Source organism: Lysinibacillus sp. NPDC059133, assembly GCF_042755925.1.
Classification (GTDB): Bacteria; Bacillota; Bacilli; order Bacillales_A; family Planococcaceae; genus Lysinibacillus.
This window is the reverse complement of sequence record NZ_JBHZDH010000013.1, coordinates 13,421-33,772: the sequence shown is the minus strand read 5'-3', so window position 1 is coordinate 33,772 and position 20,352 is coordinate 13,421. Positions and strand designations below refer to the sequence as shown.

The 20,352-nt window shown below is 34.4% G+C and carries 21 protein-coding genes and 1 other annotated feature; of the genes, 6 read left to right on the top strand and 15 right to left on the bottom strand.

The window, feature by feature from the left end; all coding sequences use genetic code 11:
- Positions 1–86 precede the first annotated feature (86 nt).
- Positions 87–392, bottom strand: coding sequence for a monooxygenase (locus tag ACFXN8_RS09405; RefSeq protein ID WP_386844594.1), 306 nt, complete (start codon positions 390–392; stop codon positions 87–89).
- Between the two features lie 34 nt (positions 393–426).
- Complete coding sequence (locus tag ACFXN8_RS09400; protein WP_386844592.1) at positions 427–1,350, bottom strand: DsbA family protein; 924 nt, start codon at positions 1,348–1,350, stop codon at positions 427–429.
- A gap of 139 nt (positions 1,351–1,489) precedes the next feature.
- Between ACFXN8_RS09400 and ACFXN8_RS09395 the strand changes: the two genes are divergently transcribed.
- Positions 1,490–2,059: a TetR/AcrR family transcriptional regulator gene (locus ACFXN8_RS09395; RefSeq protein ID WP_386844590.1), complete on the top strand. Its 570-nt coding sequence runs from the start codon at positions 1,490–1,492 to the stop codon at positions 2,057–2,059.
- A 74-nt stretch (positions 2,060–2,133) separates the two neighbouring features.
- Here ACFXN8_RS09395 and ACFXN8_RS09390 read toward each other — a convergent pair whose 3' ends face one another.
- The 8 genes from ACFXN8_RS09390 to ACFXN8_RS09355 all read right to left on the bottom strand — a co-directional run bounded on the left by ACFXN8_RS09390 (position 2,134) and on the right by ACFXN8_RS09355 (position 7,545).
- Positions 2,134–3,084 (bottom strand): alpha/beta fold hydrolase, encoded by a 951-nt coding sequence (locus tag ACFXN8_RS09390; RefSeq protein WP_386844588.1) that lies wholly within the window; start codon positions 3,082–3,084, stop codon positions 2,134–2,136.
- 66 nt (positions 3,085–3,150) lie between these two features.
- Positions 3,151–3,654: a GNAT family N-acetyltransferase gene (locus tag ACFXN8_RS09385; protein WP_386844586.1), complete on the bottom strand. Its 504-nt coding sequence runs from the start codon at positions 3,652–3,654 to the stop codon at positions 3,151–3,153.
- Between the two features lie 151 nt (positions 3,655–3,805).
- The gene (locus ACFXN8_RS09380) at positions 3,806–4,006 is read right to left on the bottom strand and encodes a helix-turn-helix domain-containing protein (RefSeq protein ID WP_053481762.1); all 201 of its coding nucleotides are present in this window, start codon (positions 4,004–4,006) and stop codon (positions 3,806–3,808) included.
- 76 nt (positions 4,007–4,082) lie between these two features.
- Positions 4,083–4,547: a helix-turn-helix transcriptional regulator gene (locus ACFXN8_RS09375; protein ID WP_370077317.1), complete on the bottom strand. Its 465-nt coding sequence runs from the start codon at positions 4,545–4,547 to the stop codon at positions 4,083–4,085.
- 175 nt (positions 4,548–4,722) lie between these two features.
- Positions 4,723–5,298, bottom strand: coding sequence for a GNAT family N-acetyltransferase (locus ACFXN8_RS09370; RefSeq protein WP_370077318.1), 576 nt, complete (start codon positions 5,296–5,298; stop codon positions 4,723–4,725).
- 160 nt (positions 5,299–5,458) lie between these two features.
- Positions 5,459–5,740 carry a CD3324 family protein gene (locus ACFXN8_RS09365; protein ID WP_370077319.1) on the bottom strand — a complete coding sequence of 94 codons (282 nt, stop codon included), beginning with the start codon at positions 5,738–5,740 and terminating at the stop codon, positions 5,459–5,461.
- A 270-nt stretch (positions 5,741–6,010) separates the two neighbouring features.
- Positions 6,011–7,030: a DUF4179 domain-containing protein gene (locus ACFXN8_RS09360; protein WP_386844582.1), complete on the bottom strand. Its 1,020-nt coding sequence runs from the start codon at positions 7,028–7,030 to the stop codon at positions 6,011–6,013.
- Complete coding sequence (locus ACFXN8_RS09355) at positions 7,027–7,545, bottom strand: RNA polymerase sigma factor (protein ID WP_386844580.1); 519 nt, start codon at positions 7,543–7,545, stop codon at positions 7,027–7,029. The genes ACFXN8_RS09360 and ACFXN8_RS09355 overlap by 4 nt, the downstream gene beginning before the upstream one ends.
- 378 nt (positions 7,546–7,923) lie before the next feature.
- Here ACFXN8_RS09355 and ACFXN8_RS09350 point away from each other — a divergent pair, with 378 nt between their 5' ends.
- Positions 7,924–9,588, top strand: coding sequence for a methyl-accepting chemotaxis protein (locus tag ACFXN8_RS09350; RefSeq protein WP_386844578.1), 1,665 nt, complete (start codon positions 7,924–7,926; stop codon positions 9,586–9,588).
- A 74-nt stretch (positions 9,589–9,662) separates the two neighbouring features.
- On the opposite strand, the gene ACFXN8_RS09345 is transcribed toward ACFXN8_RS09350, so the two are convergent.
- The gene (locus ACFXN8_RS09345; protein ID WP_376076599.1) at positions 9,663–11,435 is read right to left on the bottom strand and encodes an oleate hydratase; all 1,773 of its coding nucleotides are present in this window, start codon (positions 11,433–11,435) and stop codon (positions 9,663–9,665) included.
- Positions 11,436–11,826: 391 nt separating this feature from the next.
- Positions 11,827–13,041: a tyrosine--tRNA ligase gene (tyrS, locus tag ACFXN8_RS09340; RefSeq protein ID WP_386844576.1), complete on the bottom strand. Its 1,215-nt coding sequence runs from the start codon at positions 13,039–13,041 to the stop codon at positions 11,827–11,829.
- Positions 13,042–13,112: 71 nt separating this feature from the next.
- Positions 13,113–13,354: a binding site (T-box leader), on the bottom strand.
- 864 nt (positions 13,355–14,218) lie between these two features.
- Between tyrS and ACFXN8_RS09335 the strand changes: the two genes are divergently transcribed.
- The 3 genes from ACFXN8_RS09335 to ACFXN8_RS09325 all read left to right on the top strand — a co-directional run bounded on the left by ACFXN8_RS09335 (position 14,219) and on the right by ACFXN8_RS09325 (position 16,726).
- Positions 14,219–15,148, top strand: a complete 930-nt coding sequence (locus ACFXN8_RS09335) for a helix-turn-helix transcriptional regulator (protein WP_386844574.1) — start codon at positions 14,219–14,221, stop codon at positions 15,146–15,148.
- Between the two features lie 91 nt (positions 15,149–15,239).
- Positions 15,240–16,172: an alpha/beta fold hydrolase gene (locus tag ACFXN8_RS09330; protein WP_386844572.1), complete on the top strand. Its 933-nt coding sequence runs from the start codon at positions 15,240–15,242 to the stop codon at positions 16,170–16,172.
- On the top strand, positions 16,169–16,726 hold the full coding sequence (locus ACFXN8_RS09325; RefSeq protein WP_386844570.1) for a YdeI/OmpD-associated family protein: 558 nt from the start codon (positions 16,169–16,171) through the stop codon (positions 16,724–16,726). Before ACFXN8_RS09330 ends, ACFXN8_RS09325 begins: the two co-directional genes overlap by 4 nt.
- 20 nt (positions 16,727–16,746) lie before the next feature.
- On the opposite strand, the gene ACFXN8_RS09320 is transcribed toward ACFXN8_RS09325, so the two are convergent.
- The gene (locus ACFXN8_RS09320; RefSeq protein WP_386844568.1) at positions 16,747–17,430 is read right to left on the bottom strand and encodes a DUF554 domain-containing protein; all 684 of its coding nucleotides are present in this window, start codon (positions 17,428–17,430) and stop codon (positions 16,747–16,749) included.
- Between the two features lie 27 nt (positions 17,431–17,457).
- The gene (locus ACFXN8_RS09315) at positions 17,458–17,616 is read right to left on the bottom strand and encodes a MerR family DNA-binding transcriptional regulator (protein ID WP_386844566.1); all 159 of its coding nucleotides are present in this window, start codon (positions 17,614–17,616) and stop codon (positions 17,458–17,460) included.
- 330 nt (positions 17,617–17,946) lie between these two features.
- Here ACFXN8_RS09315 and ACFXN8_RS09310 point away from each other — a divergent pair, with 330 nt between their 5' ends.
- Positions 17,947–18,459: a DUF6609 family protein gene (locus ACFXN8_RS09310; protein ID WP_386844564.1), complete on the top strand. Its 513-nt coding sequence runs from the start codon at positions 17,947–17,949 to the stop codon at positions 18,457–18,459.
- A 298-nt stretch (positions 18,460–18,757) separates the two neighbouring features.
- On the opposite strand, the gene ACFXN8_RS09305 is transcribed toward ACFXN8_RS09310, so the two are convergent.
- On the bottom strand, positions 18,758–20,197 hold the full coding sequence (locus ACFXN8_RS09305) for an MDR family MFS transporter (RefSeq protein WP_376076618.1): 1,440 nt from the start codon (positions 20,195–20,197) through the stop codon (positions 18,758–18,760).
- Between the last annotated feature and the right edge of the window lie 155 nt (positions 20,198–20,352).

Below are 20,352 nucleotides of genomic sequence, written 5' to 3'. Positions count from 1 at the left end.
GATTGTTAATTTACAATCCCATGTTTTCAATTCCTAATTATTTAGTTGATAAAACTGCCAATGATGACCTTAATTAGCTTAAGTAACTATTTAATTGGTGCATTATTAATTGTTGATAATACGTCATTCACTTCGAAGATCTTCCCGCGAATATCGGTAACACCAAAACTTGTTAATCGTTCTGAATGCATCATTAAATAGTTTTCAGCATCTGTTTTGGTTTCAAATAAATAGACACCACCCGATTCTTTCGTCGCAGCATTCTCAGTCCAAATCTTCCAAATCATCCCCGATTCTTCATTAATACTTCTCGCTAAATCGACGAATGACTCGGACATTTCTTCACCGAATGGCCCGTCCATTGTAAAATCAACTTGTAATAAATATTTCATGATTAAAACCCCCATTTTATATAAAACGACTCTTTTATTTCATTACAAAATAAGTTTCACCAAGTATTTCTTTCGCATCATAAGCAGTTGATGCAAGCTCTTTTTCAGCAAATATACTGATATCCTTTTGTTCAATATCATACATAACTTCAATCTCTTTCGAAAAAAGAAGCTGTTCTTTCTCAAGTAAACTGAAAAGTGCTGGCTGTTGTTTTGGCTGTAGTTCATCTAAATTAAGAACTTGTTTTAGCCCGGCAATATAAGAATCTAACGTTCGACTACCGACAATTTTTACACCTTTATTTTCTTCGTTCAACAGGATAATAGTTGGAAATCCTCTTACGCCTAGTTGTGAAGCTAACCCAAAATCTTCGTTTAATAATTTCTGTCCAACCGAAAGTTCGGCCTCTTTTACAATTTTTTCTCCATCCAGTCCAAGATTATTTACGATTGCAATTAAAACAGAGTTCTCCGCAATATTTTGATTAAATACGAAAACGGCTTCTCTTGCACGGCGTAAAAACACATTTGCTAAATCTCCATTGTGCTTTTGAATTACTTTAAAAACCTTAGATGGAGGATAAGATGATTGAATGGAATTTTCAAGCCAAAGCGTACCATCAATTGGCATACGACTATGCTCACCAACCTCTCTCCAGTGTCCAGCCACATCTGATGGACTTGATATACCATTAGATACATCAGCAAAGCCGGCCCATTTTTCTAGCAAACCTCCCATTATAGTACGGAAATTAACATAATGACCGTATTGCTCTACAAAGCGACGAAGAACTGGCTCTAATGCCCAACAATGCGAGCAGATTGGATCTGTCACATAATATAAATCAATTGATTTCCTTTTTTGATTGAAATCGATCACCTCCATTTCATCATCTTCTGAAACACCACATACGCCCGTTTCTAAATCACAGATTAAATTATTATTGTTCGTCACCATACTCACCACTTTCATTTTAATTGCTTTATAATCGTATTTTAGTAAATAATGAAGATCATCTGTACCAATAGTTCTTTAGATTTGTCGTATATACAACACATCGAAGAAATTGTTTAAAAAGTAGGAGTGATACAAAAAAATGACTCAATCAAAGACTGACCCTCGTGTTCTTCGTACTCGCAAATTAATTATGGATTCTTTCATTGAACTTTCAGGTCAAAAAGAGTTTAAGGATATTACTGTGAAGGATATTACGACAGAAGCTATGATTAATCGCGCAACATTCTATTATCACTTTCAAGATGTATATGACTTATTGGAAAAGGTATTATCAGAAGTATTATTAGTTGATTTAAATGATAGTATCTTCGAAAAAAGTAATCTAAATGAAGAATCAATTATTCGTATTTTTACAACCATAACAAATTTTCAAAAATCTTTGTCTAATCGTTGTCATAGAGGATATGAAGATACCATTTCCCGTATCATTCGGGAGCATCTTGAAATTGTTTTTTACAAGATGTTATTAAAACAACATAATATGAAAGAGGATGCGGCGCTAAAAACTACCGCTGTCATACTAAGCTGGGGAATTTACGGTGCTTCTGTGGAATGGAGAAAAAATAGTATAGATAAATCCCCGGAGGAATTTATTAAATTGTCAATTCCTTATATATTATCTGGGATTACTTTAGATTCTAAAAACTAGTGTGATTGGAGTTTCCCTATCACATAAAAGTAGAGCATGTTTTGAAAAGATTGTTCAAAACATGCTCTGAAGATTTAACGATTTAATCTCTCTATATATTTTTCTGACTCATCCGCTATTCGCTTAAATTCAATATCATGAATATAGTGTGAGCAATCAAATTTTATTAATGTGCCATCTTTATGTTTACTGATGAACTCCTTTTGAAATTCATTCCACTCAGCTTCATTCCACCCTGTCCCTTGACCGTTTGAAGAGAACAAAAGCATTGGAACATTTGGGATTTCTGCCGCTCCTACCTTTTCGGCATTTTCCTTAATATGCTTAATTTCACTCACCATATTTTTAGTTACTGTTCTACGATAAAAAATCACTTTATACAATTCTTTTTCCTCATCTGTCAAAGTCCCATATTTGTTGGCATCACTTTCAGAAAGGCCCGGAATCCATCTAGTAAAACCAATATTAGCAGCAAAGGCACTTAAATGAACTAGAGGCATATTTATATCATAATCTTTATATGCAGCAGGAACAGCCATATCCAATCCTATAATTGCTTTAACTTCATTCGGATAGACTTGAGCCCAATACAATGCCTCAATACCAGACATAGAATGAGGAACTAAAATATATGGTCCTTCAACACCTGATTTTAATAGAGCTTCTCTTGTTTCTTGTAAAATAGTATCAATATCACGCTCAGAATCTGTCATGTCACTAAAGCCATACCCTGCCTTTTCAACGACAACGATTCTATATTTATCGCTTAATAATGAATATAATGATTTAAAATCTAAAACAGGTGAGCTTGTGCCTCCCCCGGACATAAATACAAGCGTATCTTCTCCATTTCCTTCTATGTAGACATGCATTTGATGTCCATTAACTTCTACCATTTTTCCTGTTGGCGTAAATAATTTATCTTCTTTTGATAATTGTATTTGATGAATAATATAACTTGTCGTAATGATCAAGAAAAGTATCGCTGTAATAATTGAAAAAAGCATCATGATTCGTTTAAACACTGTCTTTCAACCACCCCTCTTAGGATTTTTACTATCCATCAAAACTAACAGAAGGCACCATGGCTTTTAAAGTTCCAAAAGGTAATCGATAAACTGCAACTTTTGCCCATGCATTTCGAACGTACCATCATCTATACACACTAGTTTAAAGCCATTCTTTTCAAGAATCCTTTGAGATGCAATATTATTTGTTGTTGTTTTTGCTTTAATCTTTTTGACACTGATTTCTGTTTCTAATAGTAGCTTTAAGGCTCTAGCCCCTATTCCTTTTCCTCCATATTCTTGTCCCACTCTATAACCGACTTCTGCTATATCATTCGTTGTATCTATATCTACTAAATTAATTCTTCCGATGATATTGCCTGAGTTATCTCTTATTAAGTAGAATTTTGATTTATTTTCTTGTTGTTCTGCTAAAAGCTCTTTATGTCTTATTTTGAACGTTTCAAAATTATAATAATCTTCTCCACGACTAGGTACCATTTGTTCAAAGAATTGTCTATTGTTCTTTTCGAACTGATACAATTCTTCTGCGTCACATTCTTGTAAGCTATTAATTGATATTTCCAAGCAACTCAACCCCTCGTTCTGAAAAATATGTATTGTAGTCCGCATTTAGGAAAACAAACTCTTTATGATATCCTACCGAAGAGTTTGTTTATAATTTATTGGAATCCCGAGATGAAGAAATATGTATAACGACTCGAATAAAGAGAAAAAATCACCCCTCTAAATCTTTCAATCGTCTTCGAATAGTAGCTTCCGAAACGCGAAGTATTCGTGCAATTTCTCGATTACTTTTGCCAGCATCCTTTAAATGCAGCAATTGTAATTCATTTATAGCTACTTTAGGCCGTCCGTTTGAATTTCCTCCACGCCATTCCTTATTTTTCTTTTTACTTCTCAAAAATTTCCCCAGCATTTTCTCACCTTCTCATGCGTCATAACTCTATATTAGTTATATTGCCTTTTTTTAAAAAAAGAAAGTAGATCTAAATCTACTCTCTTGATTGTTTAGGAAAAATATAAAAATAAAAAACAAAACCAATGATAATTGCGGGTGGTAAAGCAATTCCTATATTTTGTACAAATGCACTTGCAAGTAGTTTTAAAATCTCAATAATATCTTTAGATAAAATGTTTTGATACTGTTCTGCACCTGTCAAACCTTTGATCATTAAAGTTACAGCAAAAATAATGATATAACTAATTAAGCTATAATTAATACTTAACTTTATTTTTTCTTTATCATCGTTCTTTTCCTCTAATAGCAATGTTTCCACACTGATATCTAGAACTTCCGATATCTTCAGCATATTTCTCTTACTTGGATAACCATTTCCAAGTTCCCATTTGGATATAGACTTATCACTTACTTCTAAAATCTCAGCTAGTTCTTGTTGGGTGATTCCCTTTTCTTCTCGATATCTTTTTAGTTTTAAACTTAAAATATTTTTCTCCATTTTATTCCCCTCCCATTACCTTAATTTACGGTTATTATCACATACTGGAATTTCTATTAATAGGAATTTTCGAAAATAGAGAAAAATAGACCACAATATAAAAATGCGACAAAACTCATTAAATAGGTTTTTGTCGCATTTTTTATTGGAAATCCATCTGAAATTACCATAAAACTTATATATTCTTTTTCGAAAACTCAGTATGCAACAAACTATAGATCAACATATCTTTACATTCTCCAGTAACACTATGGCATTCAAATTGTCTTAAGCAACCTTCTTCCTTAAAGTTGAATTTCGACAATAGTTTCTTTGAAGCTATATTTTCCTCTGTAACAATTGCCTGTATTCTTACTAAACCTAACTGATCAAATCCTATTGATAATACTGCTTTAACAGCTTCCGACATAATACCTCGATGCCAATATTCTTCAGATAATTCATAACCAATTTCAGCTCGTTTGCCTTCAAATTCACTTAAAAAAATAGTACCAATAATTTCATCGGTTTCTTTGTTAGCAATAGCAAAACGAATAATCCAACCTTCATCATAGCCTTTGTTCCAAAAATTAATTACTTCATAACTTCTTTCTAGAGTTTCTGGTCCATTCCAATCAAGATAACGATATACATTTTCATTTGAATAATAATTGAATAACGTAGGAGCATCCTCCAACTTCAACTTTCTTAATTTAATGCGCTCAGTTTGTACTGATGGAAAAGAGGTCCCTAATACTTTGGTAAAATTCATTTTTTTCTCTCCTTTTTTGAATGAATATCAAAATAAACTAAAGATGAAAATTCACAAGAAGCTGATTAAATTATACCCAGCCTAGATTGCCTGAAAAAACCTCATACATATTTCATAAAAGGAAATAAGCCAATGCGGTCAAAAACCACACTGGCTTATACTATTCTATTCTTCTTCTTTTCTCTTTTAATACAATTCTTTGGATACTCTTCGAAGACAAATAATATTTTTCACCTAAAGTAGCCGTGTCCGCTCCCGTTAGATAATCGTTATAAATATTACAGTCTCTTACACCCAATTCTTTTCTTGTAGCAGTATTGGATCCCCAGTCTTTTTTATGTTCTGCTCTCCGCGGTATATAAATATATTCACCATCAACATATTCTTGTATTAACTCTAGCAACTCAGCTGGTAGAATATGCTTTGCTTTTTTATAGCTCATAATTGCACTCCTAAATTTAATATTTTTTTAGGAAGAGCAAAGGCTATTTAATTTATCCTATATTGCAATAGCCTTTGCTATGCAAAAAAAGTATACCTTCTCATCAAACAATCCTCCTTTGTGTTTCTGTAATTTTATCAATACTATACCATATAAGGTTCATCACCAAAACGTGTGGTTGATTTCCGTTCGCTTTATTATTGGTAAACAAATGAAAAAGTACATTAGCGATATAGCTGCCAATGTACTCCTAAATATTTAAATTATCTATTAGTCTTTACTTTTTAATTTTAATTCTTCATAGCCCTTTATATTTAAGCTTAATTGTTTTTCTTTATTCCAAATACTATAAGGATAAACTAAGCTAACAACGGTTTTCCCATCTTTCAATTCTATATTGGCTCCTCGTGCATAAAAGGACTCTCCCTTTGCATTTGTTAACGCCCATTCAAAAAGTGGATCTACATCCTCGTAAAGATCTGCGTCGACCATTAAAGATACATGCATAGAGCCATTCGTAAGGGTTGCTGATTGAAGTTGAATACCCTCAACAGCCTTTTCTGCTTCAAATGATTGTGTTACGACCTTCGTTGGTGTCAATGTAAATGGCCATTCTCCATTAATATGAACAATCCCTTTCTTTTCTGTAAAGAAATGAATTGTTTCAATTACTAATTGAGCGTTATCTAGAGAAGGCCATGCCTGGTCATTCGACTGTAATATTTGTTCTAAAATTATGGATTGGTCGGTTCCTTTCAGCATTCGCTCCTCAGTATTACCCGCTAAACCTTTTGAAGTAAGAGGCTTTGTATCTGAAACATGGGCATCAATTTCTTTTCCTTTAGAATCATATATACGATATTCAATACTTATATGCTGAATATCTCTTATATCCATGCTCTTGGGTAAAATATTGAACTGTAGCCCTACACGATAGGCATCAGCAAATGTATTTTCAAGTGTGACCGTAACATCTTGTGAACTTTGCGATACACCAACATATTGTACTTCCCCATTTTGACTAGCAAGTTCAATCCCAGCATCCTCCTGGAAACCTAGAAATGCTTTTAGTTTAGCCATCGCTGTATCATTAGACAAAATCACACCCGAAGCAAGCACTGCACATGCAGCCGCAGCTGAAATAGGCTTCAACCAACGCTTTTTTATTTTCTTCGTTGTCTTGGAACGAATCTCTTCATATGAACGATCAAAAGCTTTTTGCACAATTTCCGGTAGTTCTTGTTCTCTATTCATTTCCTCATGTAAACGGTCGTCTAATGATTTTTTCATAGTAAATGTACCTCCTCAACATAATAATTATTTTTCAAATATTGCTTCGCCCTGGAAATCCTCGACTTAATCGTCCCCTCTGATTCATGAAGAAATTCGCTTATTTCCTTTGTCGTGAGCCCATTCACATAATAAAGCGTTAAAGCAATGCGATAGCTCTCATCTAGACTTTCTAATGCCTCATCAAGCTCAAGTGAAATTTGATCTTGGTGTCGCAGTTCATGCAATGTCGTCACATCCAGTGGTACAGTACGTTGATCCTGCTTCATAAAGCGATAACAGTTATTTAAAAGTATTCGACAAATCCATGTATTAAAATATTTTGCTTCTTTTAGAGAATCTATTTTTTCAAACGCTGTCAGTATTGTATCCTGTAAAAGATCTGCAATGTCCTCATCTTTCAAGCCTAGTCGTTTTGCTGTCCGGTAAAGCGTTATTTCATATTGACGGATTAATTGTATAAACGCTTCTCCATCTCCCTTCTTTGCTTTTTTTACAAGAAACTCGGATCGCATATAATCACCTCTTTTTCTCTTTACATACCGTTAGAGCATTTTGATTGATAGTTAGTTGCATCGATTTTTATTTTATTACACTAAAAAAGAAACCGGCGAAATAACAGTCGGTCGCTACCTACTAATATAAATTTTAAATGAGAGGCTATTTAAAACAACTAACACTGTTTACACTCCGAAAATAGGTATTTCCGATCTGTTCTAACATCCACAAGGTTATCGAAAAACAAAAGGACTTTTATACTCTAATCTGTCACTTTTTAAGTAATAAGACTCTCAATTCATTATTGACATTCCTGTTTCATTGCATAATACTATACTTAAAATTTGAGTTTTCGTAGGTATAAAGTTCCAATAAAACTCAGAGGAGGAAACTATTTGAAAAACAAAAGCATTAAGCGACGATTATTGTTTTTTACATTAAGTTTGCTGTTATTGTCATCTGTCATTAATTCCGTATTAGGTGTTTGGATTGTGGGCAAAAATAGTAAAGAAGTTTTAATTGAAAAAGCCAATGAACAGGTCTATGAAATCGCCAAGCAAGCTGAAACTATATTAAATTCTGAGAATGATCCCATCTCATCTTTACAAGATTTTGTGGAGTCAAAAGCAAAACAAGAGAATGTGACTTATGCTATTGTCATTGATACCAATGCAAAAGCAGTGGCGCATAGTGATAAAGGGAAATTAGGAAAAACATATGAGGATGCATACACAATCGATGGTGCCAAGCACGGAAAAAAGCAATTTACGAGATGGTATGCTGAAGTTCAAGGTATTTGGACATATGACATCATGGAACCTATATATAAAGATGGCAAGCTTTATGGAGTAATTGATATTGGTGTGCCTGAAAGCGGTATTCAATCTATTACAAACTCTGTACTAAGCTATCAGATTATTACAGGCATAGTTAGTTTTATAATCATAGGTGCTTTAATGTCGTTGATTATCGGTCGCATTGTTGCCGCTATTAAGAATCTTGAAAATATCATTCATCAAACTACAAGCTTAGACTTTACCGCAAATCCAAAATTAGAAAAGCTTTTAAATCATCAAGATGAAATTGGTCTTATGGCAAAAGGCATCTCTGGCATGCAATCGGCATTAAAGAATGTTACCGTCAACATACATAATACTAGCTCCGAGCTATCAGATTCCTCAAAGATTCTTATTCAAATAGCAGAAGATACGGTACGTACTACTGATGAAATTAGCTCAGCCATTAATGAAGTAGCAAAGGCTACAGAAGAGCAAGCTCATGATACAGAAAAAAGTGCTGAACAATTAAATCAACTATCTGGAAACATTGATCGTGTTATTGAGCACACAGAGAAGATTGCTTCTATGACAGAGGATATTGATCATTTAAGTAATCAAGGTGTAGAAACCATCAATCAACTCTCTATTTGGTCAGAGAAGAATCGAGCATCTTCTCAACAGGTAAGCAACATCGTTCAAGAAGTAGATAAAACTTCATCTGATATATCAAGTATTGTTAATACAATTACAGACATCGCAACTCAAACTAATTTATTGGCTCTAAACGCTTCCATTGAGTCAGCTCGCGTCGGTGAAGCCGGTAAAGGTTTCGCAGTTGTCGCGGATGAAATCCGAAAATTATCGGAACAGACATCTAATGCTACTGAGGATATTAAGAATAAAATCTCTGCCATTCAGGATATTTCTAAAAGTGCTGTGCAGGAAATTAGTACGAGCCTTAGCATTGTCGAACAAAATGCAAAAGCTACAAAGGATACTAGCGAAATCTTTAATACAATAAAGGTAGCTCTAGACCAAACGAGTGAAGTGGCACAAGATGTGAAACATTTATCTCATGAGATGGATGAACGCAAGGAGCAAATCATTAGTGCCGTACAAAACATATCTGCTTCTGCAGTAGAAACCTCTGCTGGAACAGAACAAGTTTCCGCTTCCGCAAATGAACAGCTTAAAAGCATCGAGACTGTCTCTGAAAAAGCTAAAGACCTAAATGCTATTGCTGATGCTTTAAGAGACGAAATGAAAAAATTCACTATTTAACTGAACAAAGCAAGACTAGATAGTATTGCAAAAAAGCTGATTCAATTATGAATCAGCTTTTTTAGTATATATCTTTATATCAATTTACTGTCTTTTAGTAAATCATAGATGATCGTGTCTTTTGTTTTATGAATACCAAATTTACCTATTTGTTTTAAGATAAATGGAGCATCTACGTCTGTTAATTTTTTACCATCTAGTAAGCGAGCAGTTGAAGCGAGCAAAGTACGAATATCATAAGTAGATGCAAACACTTCTGGAACGCCTCGATCAATATCTAACAATTGATAAACAGCTTCCATCGCTGTTCTTACTGAATATTCTGTTGTGAATACAGTGTCTCTTTCTGTTTCACTAAAATTACCCATGAAGGCTAAGTTAACCGATCCATTAGGGACGACTAAAGGACGATCTCCCATTGCTCTAGGCATGAAGTAAGATGTTATATAAGGCATGTAACATGGAATTGTATTACAAGAATTTTGTGCTAAATCCGGTATTTCGTCTACAGGCACACCCATATGGTACAACCACTCTTGTGCTATCTCACTTCCAGAGCATTCAGTAATACTCTTTTTAATAAAATCACCTGGTTTATTAGATAGTAAACCATAAATCCAAACTACTAATTGGTCTTTTGGTTGATCTTTAAAATGAGGTTGTCGGTTCAATGTATAGCTTAGCATCCAATTAGAATCTGTCGCAGTTACAATACCACCAGTAACTACCTTGCCTGCATATGGATCTCTTTTACTGATTTTTTCAATATATGGAGCAACTCGATCATCCAATGTAGTTAGTGTTGCTGAAACAAACCAACTTTCTTCCGGAAGATCATCGCAGAACTTTTCTGGTCTACCAAACTCAGAGTCTTGAGAAGCGATGTTTTTCCAAAGTGACCAACTCCCGCCTAAATCAGTGCTTATAGGGGCTGGCGTATTATTGTCACCATATGTTGTACTCTCCGTGATACTACCATTTGTAACAAATACTAATTCATTTTCTGTTAGCTCGATATTCTTTTTCACACCATCTTGTTTTAACACTAAAGTATGAGCTACCTTTTTATCGCCAACTTTATCAACTAAAACATTCTCTACAACCGTATTAAATTGGAAATCAACATTATGGCTTTCCAAATATTTAATCATAGGAAGTACTAAAGATTCATACTGGTTATATTTTGTAAATTTTAAGGCAGATAAATCAGGTAGACCCCCAACATGATGAATGAAACGCATAATATAACGACGCATTTCCATTGCTGAATGCCATTTTTCAAAAGCAAACATCGTAGACCAATATAGCCAGAAATTCGATTCGAAGAACTCTTCAGAGAAAACATCTGTAATTTTTACATCGTCTAATTTCTCTTCAGGCGTAAAGAATAATTTAATCATTTCTTCAGATGCTTTATCAGATAATGTAAACTTACCATCATCCTCAAGTCTTTGCCCTCTATTTTCAATTAATCTACATTTTGAATAGTTAGGATCCTCTTTATTTAACCAATAAAATTCATCTAAAACAGAAGCGTTTTCTATTTCTAAAGATGGGATTGAACGGAATAAGTCCCATAAGCATTCAAAATGATCTTCCATTTCACGACCACCACGAATAATGAAACCTCTAGTCGGATTTAGAATACCATCAAGGCTACCTCCCGAGATATCTAGTTCTTCGAGAATATGAATATTCTCTCCCTTCATTTGACCATCACGAATTAAAAAACATGCGGCTGACAGTGAAGCTAGCCCCGAACCAACAAGATACGCTGATTTCTCATCAACACCCACAGGTTTTTTAGGACGTGCGAAAGCCTCATAATTACCATTACTGTAATACATAATACCGCCTCCATAAACTATTATCGTGATATAGCATACCATTATTTCACATGATAATGGTAAAATGAGAAAGAAATTAACAAAAAATTCAATTTCGGAGTTGGAATGCAGAAATGCATATCCTTCTAATTTGACATGGCATTTTATTGTATTTTTATACCAAAATCTTTTATAGCAAGGAACTTACAATACATGAAAAGTAAATTCTTCTTATAGCGATTACACTTGAATGCACTTGGATTGATTACATAATTCTCCTTCTATAATAGAACTATATGGCTATCCTAAACGGTTAAAGTTTACAACCTTTTGAGGACAGCCTTGCATAATTATTATATTAAGAAACTAAAAGGGAAAGAAAAAGGAACAAAAGAATGGTTCAGGCTCCCCCTTATTTTATAAATCGTACAAATCGTTTCTTCCCAATTTGCAAAACTTCTCCATTCATTACTATTCTATCAGTATCATCTACTGTAAGTTTTTCACCATTTATAGAAACACCATTTTGTTTGATTAATCGTATAAATTCACTTTTACTTTGAATATAATCATTGGCAATTAATGCTGGAATAATATCTAGTACAGATTCTTTTCCTATTTCGATTAACATTGAGGGGATGTTATCCGGGATTTTTTTCTTTTGAAATGCTGTTTCAAAATATTGCTCCGCTTCCTTCATAGATTCTTCCCCATGATATAAAGTAGTAATAATTTCTGCTAACTCTAGTTTGATATCTCGCGGATTTTCACCTTTTAATAATCGTTTTTCCACTTCTTTTATCACTTTAGGATGCTCATCTGTTGCAAGTTCAAAGTATTTAATAATTAATGCATCAGGTACTTCCATTACTTTTTTGAACATTACTTCTGGTGCTTCATTTACGCCAATATAATTCCCTAAGCTTTTACTCATTTTTTCAACACCATCTAAACCTTCTAATAACGGCATGAAAATGGCAATTTGTTTCTCCAGCCCTAAATGCTTTTGTAATGTACGCCCCATTAAAATATTAAACGTTTGGTCGGTACCGCCTAATTCAATATCAGCAAAAATTTCGACTGAATCATACGCTTGCATTAATGGATAGAAAAATTCATGAATGCCAATTGGTACCTGACTGTTATAGCGTTTTTGGAAATCATCACGTTCTAAAATACGCGCTACAGAAGTCGTCGCAGCTAATTTGATAACCTCCTCAAATGTTAACGTTGATAACCACTCACTATTAAAACGCACCGTGGTCTTTTCCTTATCTAAAATTTTAAAAATTTGCTCACAATATGTTTTAGCGTTTTCTTTTACAATTTCATCACTTAACGCATTGCGCCCTTTGGCTTTACCTGTTGGGTCTCCTATACGTCCTGTAAAATCACCAATAATAATGACCACTCGATGACCTAAATCTTGCATTTGTTTAATTTTTCGTAGCACAACAGCATGCCCTAAATGAATGTCTGGCGCAGAAGGATCTAAACCCAGCTTAATCGTTAAAGGCTTTTGTTCCTTAAAAGAATGTGCTAATTTTGCTAATAACTCTTGTTCATTAACAATCTTGTCTACACCCTTTTGAATAATCTCTAATTGTTCCTCTGGTTTTAAAAACATACAATACAACTCCTTTTATTGATTTATATTGCAAGTTCTATAAGAGCAAAAAACGCCCTTTAGGAATCAACCTAAAGGACGTGTATGAACGTGTTACCACCTTAATTTAAGAGTTATTTACATAACCCTTCTCAATAGGTACGGCTAAATGGCGATACCTTTGCATTGATTACGGATGCAAACCCGTCGTAGCCTACTAAAGTTCGGTACGCAGCTCCAAGATGTATTCATTTTAACTTTCCTTGCGCCTCTCATCGACCGGCTACTTTCTGTAAGTTCCATTAAAACTACTCGTTCTCTTCAACGCTTTTACTCTTATACTCCAAATTGTTATCAACAATTTTTCGTTATGCAAATCTTGTTAATTATTATAGTCCCTTTATTCGAATTGTCAATAAATTGGTTTTTAAGCATCATAACGTGGGGGTGATTTCCGCTCCGGCTGGGGGCGTCCGATGAGCCGCTTGGGCCAACAGATGTTTTTTGCGCGAAAGCAAAGCGGCAGCAGCACCGATGTTGGTCACGAAGGCGTTATCACAGGATGTGATGCTCTTAGCCTTCGTTCCTCTATTGCTGATCCCCAAGGAGTCGCCCAGCTGGAACGAAGATCAACTTATATTCATGGTATACGTTTTACATTCCATCCCCTAACACAGTACTGCCACCAATTATATAAATCTTCTTCGTCTTGATTTTTTCCCACCCATTCGCTTCACAAAACTTTTCGTCCATACTCCAATGAAGAAAAAATTATAATCATCATTTTTCAAAGGGCTAAAAACTATTTTTTAGTATCCGAATCAATTTCATATCTCTGAGCCCTTGGGGCTCTAAGTTTAAAACGACAAAAAAATAGGGTACCTCCCCAAATCCTGTATAATGAGAGTTACGACACACACATTAACAGACTGGAGAGATACCCCTATGTCAATCAGATTTACCATTGTACAGGGAAGAAAGCTAAAGTCCATTTTGATTTGGTTCATCTTGCGTACAACGCCTGCAAACTAGCAGTTGATCGGCTTTCCCAACTACAACTTTCTGTAGCATAATTAGCTATTTCATTCGTTTTTTTAAGAAATCATCGAAATTCTGTTTCTTTATGATTTTTTAAAAGTGCGTATTATGAAATTGATTCTACTACATAATAAAAAAATATATTTTTAAGGAGAACAAGATGAAAATAGAACGTATGTTAACCATTATTGTGATGTTACTTAATAGAAATCGTGTAACAGCAAATGAATTGGCTGAGAAATTTGAAGTGTCGGTCCGGACTATTTACCGAGATATTGAAACAATCAATCTAGCTGGTATTCCCATCATTTCCCATTCCGGAAACAATGGTGGATTCAGCATTTATGAGAGTTATAAATTAAATCATCAAGTACTAACTCTTAATAACCTGTCCTCCCTTCTTTCTGTTCTCAAGGATATTAATTTCACAGTTGACGACATTGAGTTAGAATCATCCATAGAAAAACTACAAAATATCATTCCTAAAAACAAGGTAGATTATCTAAAGCTGCATATGGAACAAATCATCATTGATTTACATCCTTATGGAGACTCTCCAAATCAAAAAGCATTAGTTAAGACGCTAAGGAAAGCTATTACACAGACTAATTTACTGACTATTGACTACAGAAATTATGATAATATCGTCAGCAAAAGACAAGTTGAGCCTATGTCGCTCATATTTAAAAATTATACTTGGTATTTATTTGCTTATTGTCTTTTAAAAGAAGACTTCAGAATATTTAGAGTTTCCCGTATAAGTGATTTTCACATTGAAAATCACTCATTTGAACGTCGAGAAAAATCCTATCACGAGATTATGGCATTATTAAATGAACAAACAACAATGACAACAATTGTCTTAAAAGTTTCCCCTCAAATGAAGTCTCGTGTGAAGGATGTTTTTAATAAAGAAGATATTGCGGTGTTAGAAACAGGTGAACTTCTTGTTACAGCTACATTCCCCGAAAAAGAATGGTTGTTCTCTCTCATATTTAGTTTTGGAGAGCATATAGAGGTCTTAGCTCCAAAAGAAATGCGCAAAAAAATTGCTTCCAAACTCAGATTGATGGCTGACAAATATCATTAAGTGAGTTTCTCAAAGCTGACAGACCGTTGTCAAACGTCCATGATAATATTGTCATTGTAAGATACTTTTATTTTAATTAGGAGGATGTTAAATGACAAACAATTATGAATTTCCAACACCAACACTTATCTCAGGTAACGGTGTGGAGCTAGAGGTTTTTGAAGCTGGACAAAAAAATGGGGGGCAACCTATCGTTCTCTGCCACGGATGGCCAGAGCATGCCTTTTCTTGGAGACATCAAGTGACTCCTCTTGTAGAAGCAGGTTATCACGTTATTATTCCTAATCAACGAGGGTATGGAGAGTCTTCTTGTCCAAAAGAAGTCACAAAATATGATATTGAACATTTAACGGGTGATCTTGTTGCTCTTTTGGATCACTACCAATACAAAGATGCCATTTTTATGGGCCATGATTGGGGCGCAAGTGTTGTTTGGAGTATGGCTTTGCTGCATCCAGAACGTGTTAATAAAATGATTAACTTATGCTTGCCCTACCAAGTTCGAGGAGAGAGACCTTGGATTGATTTTATGGAAGAAGCCTTTGGCGATGATTACTATTTTGTTCACTTTAACAAACAACCAGGTGTTGCAGATGCTGTATTAGACGAAAATGCAGCCCAATTTCTTCGTAACTTATATCGAAAGAATGTTCCATCACAAGGCTCTGTTGAAGGAATGGAAATGATTAATCTAGCTAAAGCAACCCAGCCGTTAGGTGAACCTGTTATGAGCGATGATGATCTTTCTGTTTATATCACAGCCTTCAATAAGACAGGTTTCACTCCAAGCATCAATTGGTACAGAAATTTAAATCGTAATTGGCATTTATTAGGTGACATATCTCCTATTCTTCATCAGCCAACATTGATGATTTATGGTGAGAAAGATATTATTCCGCCGCTTCCAAATATAAAAGATTTTGTACCTAATATAGACATTAAGAGTTTAAACACTGGTCATTGGATTCAAGAAGAAAGACCTGAAGAGCTTAATCAAATGATTTTAGAATGGCTGGAAAAATGAGTGAAGTGCTATTTTTTAGTAATCAAACAGAATTTATTGATTGGTTGGATATTCATCACCAAACAGCTAGTGAAATTTGGGTAGTTTTTTTTAAGAAAAAGACCAATAAAGCAAGTCTCACTTGGTCCGAATCAGTAGATTGTGCACTGTCATTTGGTTGGATTGATGGGATACGAAAAACAGTTGATGAAGATTGCTATAAAATTCGCTTTACTCCACGTAAGCCTAATAGCCTCTGGAGTAAAGTTAATGTGCAAAAGGTGCATAAACTGATAGAACACAATCAAATGAGGCCTGAGGGATTGACTGTTTTCAAACAAAGAAATGATCAAACAGGTTATTCTTCCGTTCATAGGAACGTTACTTTAACGAAAGAATATGAGGATGAAATTAGAAAACATCCAAGTTCTTGGGAATTTTTTAATCAGCTTCCACCTTCGTACAGAAGAGATTCTATTTGGTGGGTAATGAGTGCTAAAAAAGAAGAAACTCGGCTAAGAAGATTGAATCGATTAATTGTTTCATGGGACAAGGGAGAAATGTTAAGACCCTAGATTATTGTAGCTTTAGATAACTAAAGCCCCGCTAAATGAATAATTAAAAATACTATAGGAGGAACCATTAATGCTGGCAGAAGATTTAACGTATTAAATTTCTTGATCCCCAAAATACTTAAACCTGAAGCTAATATTAATATACCTCCTACAATAGTCACTTCATTTAGAAGGTCATTACTTAAAGAATTCTCCATTAATATCGCAATTAAATAAATAGAACCTTGCCATACAAATAATACTATCCCTGCAACAGCTATCCCAATACCAAAGGTGGAAGCTAAAACAATTGAAGTAATTCCATCCAACATACCGTTTGCAAGCAGATATGTATAGTCTCCCTTTAACGCAGCCTCAACGGGACCTAAAATTGATAAAGTTCCAATACAAAATAATAAGATAGCAGTCGATAACCCTTCAGCTAAATTACCCTTAGAGTACTTATTTACTAAAGCATTAAATCTTGTTTCTAACTTTAGTTTTTGACCTAGTAAACCTCCAATAGCTAAACTTACAATAAAAAGCACTGGATATTTGCTTGAAGGTAAATGTTGTACTAGTGCATTTATTCCTAATCCCATAGCTACTAGCCCCATAGCCTGCATTAAAATATTATGATATTCATCTTTTATCCCCTTTTTAAAGATGCTTCCCACAATACTCCCTACTATTATCATCATTGTGTTAAATATTGTTCCAATCATAATCATTTCTCCTATTAAATAATACTTTTAACCAAAAATATAAACCCTCGTTGAATAGTATCTATATCCGTTTTTTATGTCAATTTGAATAGGCTTTAATATTCCAATTTCATCATAATGTCTTAAAGTCTTTATAGTTGTATTATGAAGCTTAGCCATCTCCCCTATTGAAAATCGATTCTTCATTTAAATCTTCCTTTGGTCATAAGATATGTTTAATTTATCTTATCACAATACAGTTCATTGACCGTTATTAGTGGAACAGAACTAGGCAGCTCCGAATGACTTTTTTATAAACAATGCAACTTAATTTGGATCTATATATTTATCACTTCGACAGATTGTGACAAAAAAATGTAATACAATTTGATAAATTATTCTAGAAATCTATTATTCGAAGGAGATAAAAGAAAACATGAACTCTAAAGGTTTCGCGTACTTACTACATATTTAGTAGCAACAACTTAAAGTGGTTGAATTTAGCTTATCGTGTTATTCGAGAATGGAGAATAAAATATGGAGACACAAACCTACAACTATCCAAGACAAAAGATTAATGGGATTTGGCTAATAATAGCTGGCTTAGCAATGTTCTTACTCTTAATAAAATATAACAGCTATCCAAATATTTGGCCTTTTGCCATCGTATATGTGATAGGTATGATTTGGCAATTAAGCCCTAAAACACGGGAGAAGTTAGCAGTCGGTCCTGGAACGCAGGAACAAAAAAAGTGGTCTAATTTTTCAATTTTTTTATTAGCTATTTTAGTCTTTGTCAGTTTTCACTTTTTCGCCGATGATTATAGAACTTGCTGGCTATTAATTCTTTTAGCAGTCGGCGTTCATTTTTTACCTTTTATCCCTGTCCACGGGAAATTAATGCTTTTTCTATCAATCAGTTTAATAATCAATGCATTCATAGGATTAATTATTACTAATGTAAGTCTAGATATCTTTTTCGTAATAGATGGCCTAATAAAGATTTTATTCGGTGTTATTTTTATTAAGCTAAGTCCTACGAATTTTTAAAGAAATGAGGTTTCTGTTTCGCAGTGATTCTTACAACAAATAAAAGAATCCATTTTGAATAAAGGACTGATCAAAATGGATTCCTTCCTAAACTTTGTAATATTCCCCACATACAAACGCCCGGTTGACCTGTTTTCATTTTGTCTTGATAGATCCTTGTATAAATGCACATACGGCCCGTGCCCCAGTTCCGCCGCTTTAAACTCTACAAGCAAATAATAACCTTAAGTAATCATGTTTTAAAAAAATAAGCTATAAAGAAAAATTTCTTCACAGCTTATTTTTATATAATTATTTTTTATTGCTCACTAGTTTGTGTGGATGGCTTTAATAAGAACCAAACAATTACTAAAGTTGCTAGTGCTAATATAAAAGTACCCATATAAATAAAATGTACACTTGAAGCTAATGCTTCTTGCGATTCGGTTACTACGTTTGCTGTAGTTCCTTCATGTCCACCAGAAGTTACAAGGTCAAGGTTTTTAATACCGCGTGCATGAATCATCGTGTTGAACATCGCCCCGAAAACTGCAGCTCCTAATGTTTGGCTAAACGTATTGATAAATGTGTTTAAGCCAATCGCTGTCCCGCGCGTATGATTTGGAACAGCCGCTTGAATTGTTACCATATAGATAGGTGTTATAAGCCCCATCCCTAAGCCGAATAATCCAACTGCAACATAAATTAGGAATGCTGGTGAATCTGTCGACAATGTAAATAATGAAAAGGCAGCAACCGAAAGAACGCTAGCTCCAAGTAGAATGATTTGTTTTGTATTTAAGCTACCAACTAATTTACCTGAAAAAATAGTGCCAAATGTCCACATTACAGGAAGTGGCATTAAAATGAGTCCGGCGTCTGTCGCATTCTTTCCTAATACACCTTGGCTCCAAATCGGAAGATACATTGTAATACTAATAATCATTGCACCAGAAATAAGAGTTAGTATATTTATAATAGATAATGTACGGTTAGAGAAAAGCGCTAGCGGAATTAATGGTTCCGGAGATTTTTTCTCAATGAATAAGAAAATAATGAATGAAACGGCTGCAAAGATTAAGAGGCCAATAATCGTCATGTCCCCCCAGTTTTGCTTACTGCTTCCTGTTAATAACGCGTATAGTAGAGCAATTGTACTTAATGAGAATACTGTTGCACCAAGATAGTCGATATGATGCTTAGCAGGCTTAATAGATTCTTTATAATAAATGACAATCATTATGCAAGCGATAATTCCAAATGGAACGTTTAAGAAGAAGATATAGCGCCAAGAAAGGGAATCAACTAAAAATCCGCCAACTAATGGTCCGATAACACCTGAGATACCCCAAACAGCACTAATCCAACCCTGTGCTTTTGCACGGTCCTTCACTTCGCTATATAAGTCACCCATGATGGTCATTGTTATTGGCATAATAGCGCCAGCACCTAGACCTTGAAGGGCACGAAAGACGATGAGCTGTTCCATCGATGTCACGACACCGCAAAGTGCAGAGCCAATTAAAAATATTGTAGCTCCGATAAGTAAAACTTTTTTACGACCGAATAAATCAGCCAGTTTCCCGTATATTGGCGTCGAAACAGCTGTGGCAAGCATATAAATTGCATAAACCCAACTAACAAGTTCGACGCCTGACAAATCACTCGTTATACGGGGGATTGCTGTACTAATAATTGTTCCTTCTACAGCAGAAAGAAATGTCATTAACATTAATGATAAAATAACTTTTTTTCTCATATTTTTCCCTTTCACTTCCATCTGGTTAAAAAAACCAATATATAACTAAGTATTTTTTATTATATATCAACTAATAACTATGTATCTTCTAAAACGTCAAATTGAATATCTCCACCATTGCAACGGATATCAATAAAACAATTATCGTCAGACCC

Excerpts from the sequence above, each read along its gene's own strand:
- ACFXN8_RS09345 (WP_376076599.1), bottom strand. The coding sequence starts at position 11,435 with ATGTATTACAGTAATGGTAATTATGAGGCTTTCGCACGTCCTAAAAAA.
- ACFXN8_RS09305 (WP_376076618.1), bottom strand. The coding sequence starts at position 20,197 with ATGAGAAAAAAAGTTATTTTATCATTAATGTTAATGACATTTCTTTCT.
- ACFXN8_RS09365 (WP_370077319.1), bottom strand. The coding sequence starts at position 5,740 with ATGAGCTATAAAAAAGCAAAGCATATTCTACCAGCTGAGTTGCTAGAG.
- ACFXN8_RS09335 (WP_386844574.1), top strand. The coding sequence starts at position 14,219 with ATGAAAATAGAACGTATGTTAACCATTATTGTGATGTTACTTAATAGA.
- ACFXN8_RS09370 (WP_370077318.1), bottom strand. The coding sequence starts at position 5,298 with ATGAATTTTACCAAAGTATTAGGGACCTCTTTTCCATCAGTACAAACT.
- ACFXN8_RS09355 (WP_386844580.1), bottom strand. The coding sequence starts at position 7,545 with ATGCGATCCGAGTTTCTTGTAAAAAAAGCAAAGAAGGGAGATGGAGAA.
- ACFXN8_RS09405 (WP_386844594.1), bottom strand. The coding sequence starts at position 392 with ATGAAATATTTATTACAAGTTGATTTTACAATGGACGGGCCATTCGGT.
- ACFXN8_RS09375 (WP_370077317.1), bottom strand. The coding sequence starts at position 4,547 with ATGGAGAAAAATATTTTAAGTTTAAAACTAAAAAGATATCGAGAAGAA.
- ACFXN8_RS09395 (WP_386844590.1), top strand. The coding sequence starts at position 1,490 with ATGACTCAATCAAAGACTGACCCTCGTGTTCTTCGTACTCGCAAATTA.
- ACFXN8_RS09360 (WP_386844582.1), bottom strand. The coding sequence starts at position 7,030 with ATGAAAAAATCATTAGACGACCGTTTACATGAGGAAATGAATAGAGAA.
- ACFXN8_RS09315 (WP_386844566.1), bottom strand. The coding sequence starts at position 17,616 with ATGAAGAATCGATTTTCAATAGGGGAGATGGCTAAGCTTCATAATACA.
- ACFXN8_RS09310 (WP_386844564.1), top strand. The coding sequence starts at position 17,947 with ATGGAGACACAAACCTACAACTATCCAAGACAAAAGATTAATGGGATT.
- ACFXN8_RS09330 (WP_386844572.1), top strand. The coding sequence starts at position 15,240 with ATGACAAACAATTATGAATTTCCAACACCAACACTTATCTCAGGTAAC.
- ACFXN8_RS09320 (WP_386844568.1), bottom strand. The coding sequence starts at position 17,430 with ATGATTGGAACAATATTTAACACAATGATGATAATAGTAGGGAGTATT.
- tyrS (WP_386844576.1), bottom strand. The coding sequence starts at position 13,041 with ATGTTTTTAAAACCAGAGGAACAATTAGAGATTATTCAAAAGGGTGTA.
- ACFXN8_RS09380 (WP_053481762.1), bottom strand. The coding sequence starts at position 4,006 with ATGCTGGGGAAATTTTTGAGAAGTAAAAAGAAAAATAAGGAATGGCGT.
- ACFXN8_RS09325 (WP_386844570.1), top strand. The coding sequence starts at position 16,169 with ATGAGTGAAGTGCTATTTTTTAGTAATCAAACAGAATTTATTGATTGG.
- ACFXN8_RS09400 (WP_386844592.1), bottom strand. The coding sequence starts at position 1,350 with ATGGTGACGAACAATAATAATTTAATCTGTGATTTAGAAACGGGCGTA.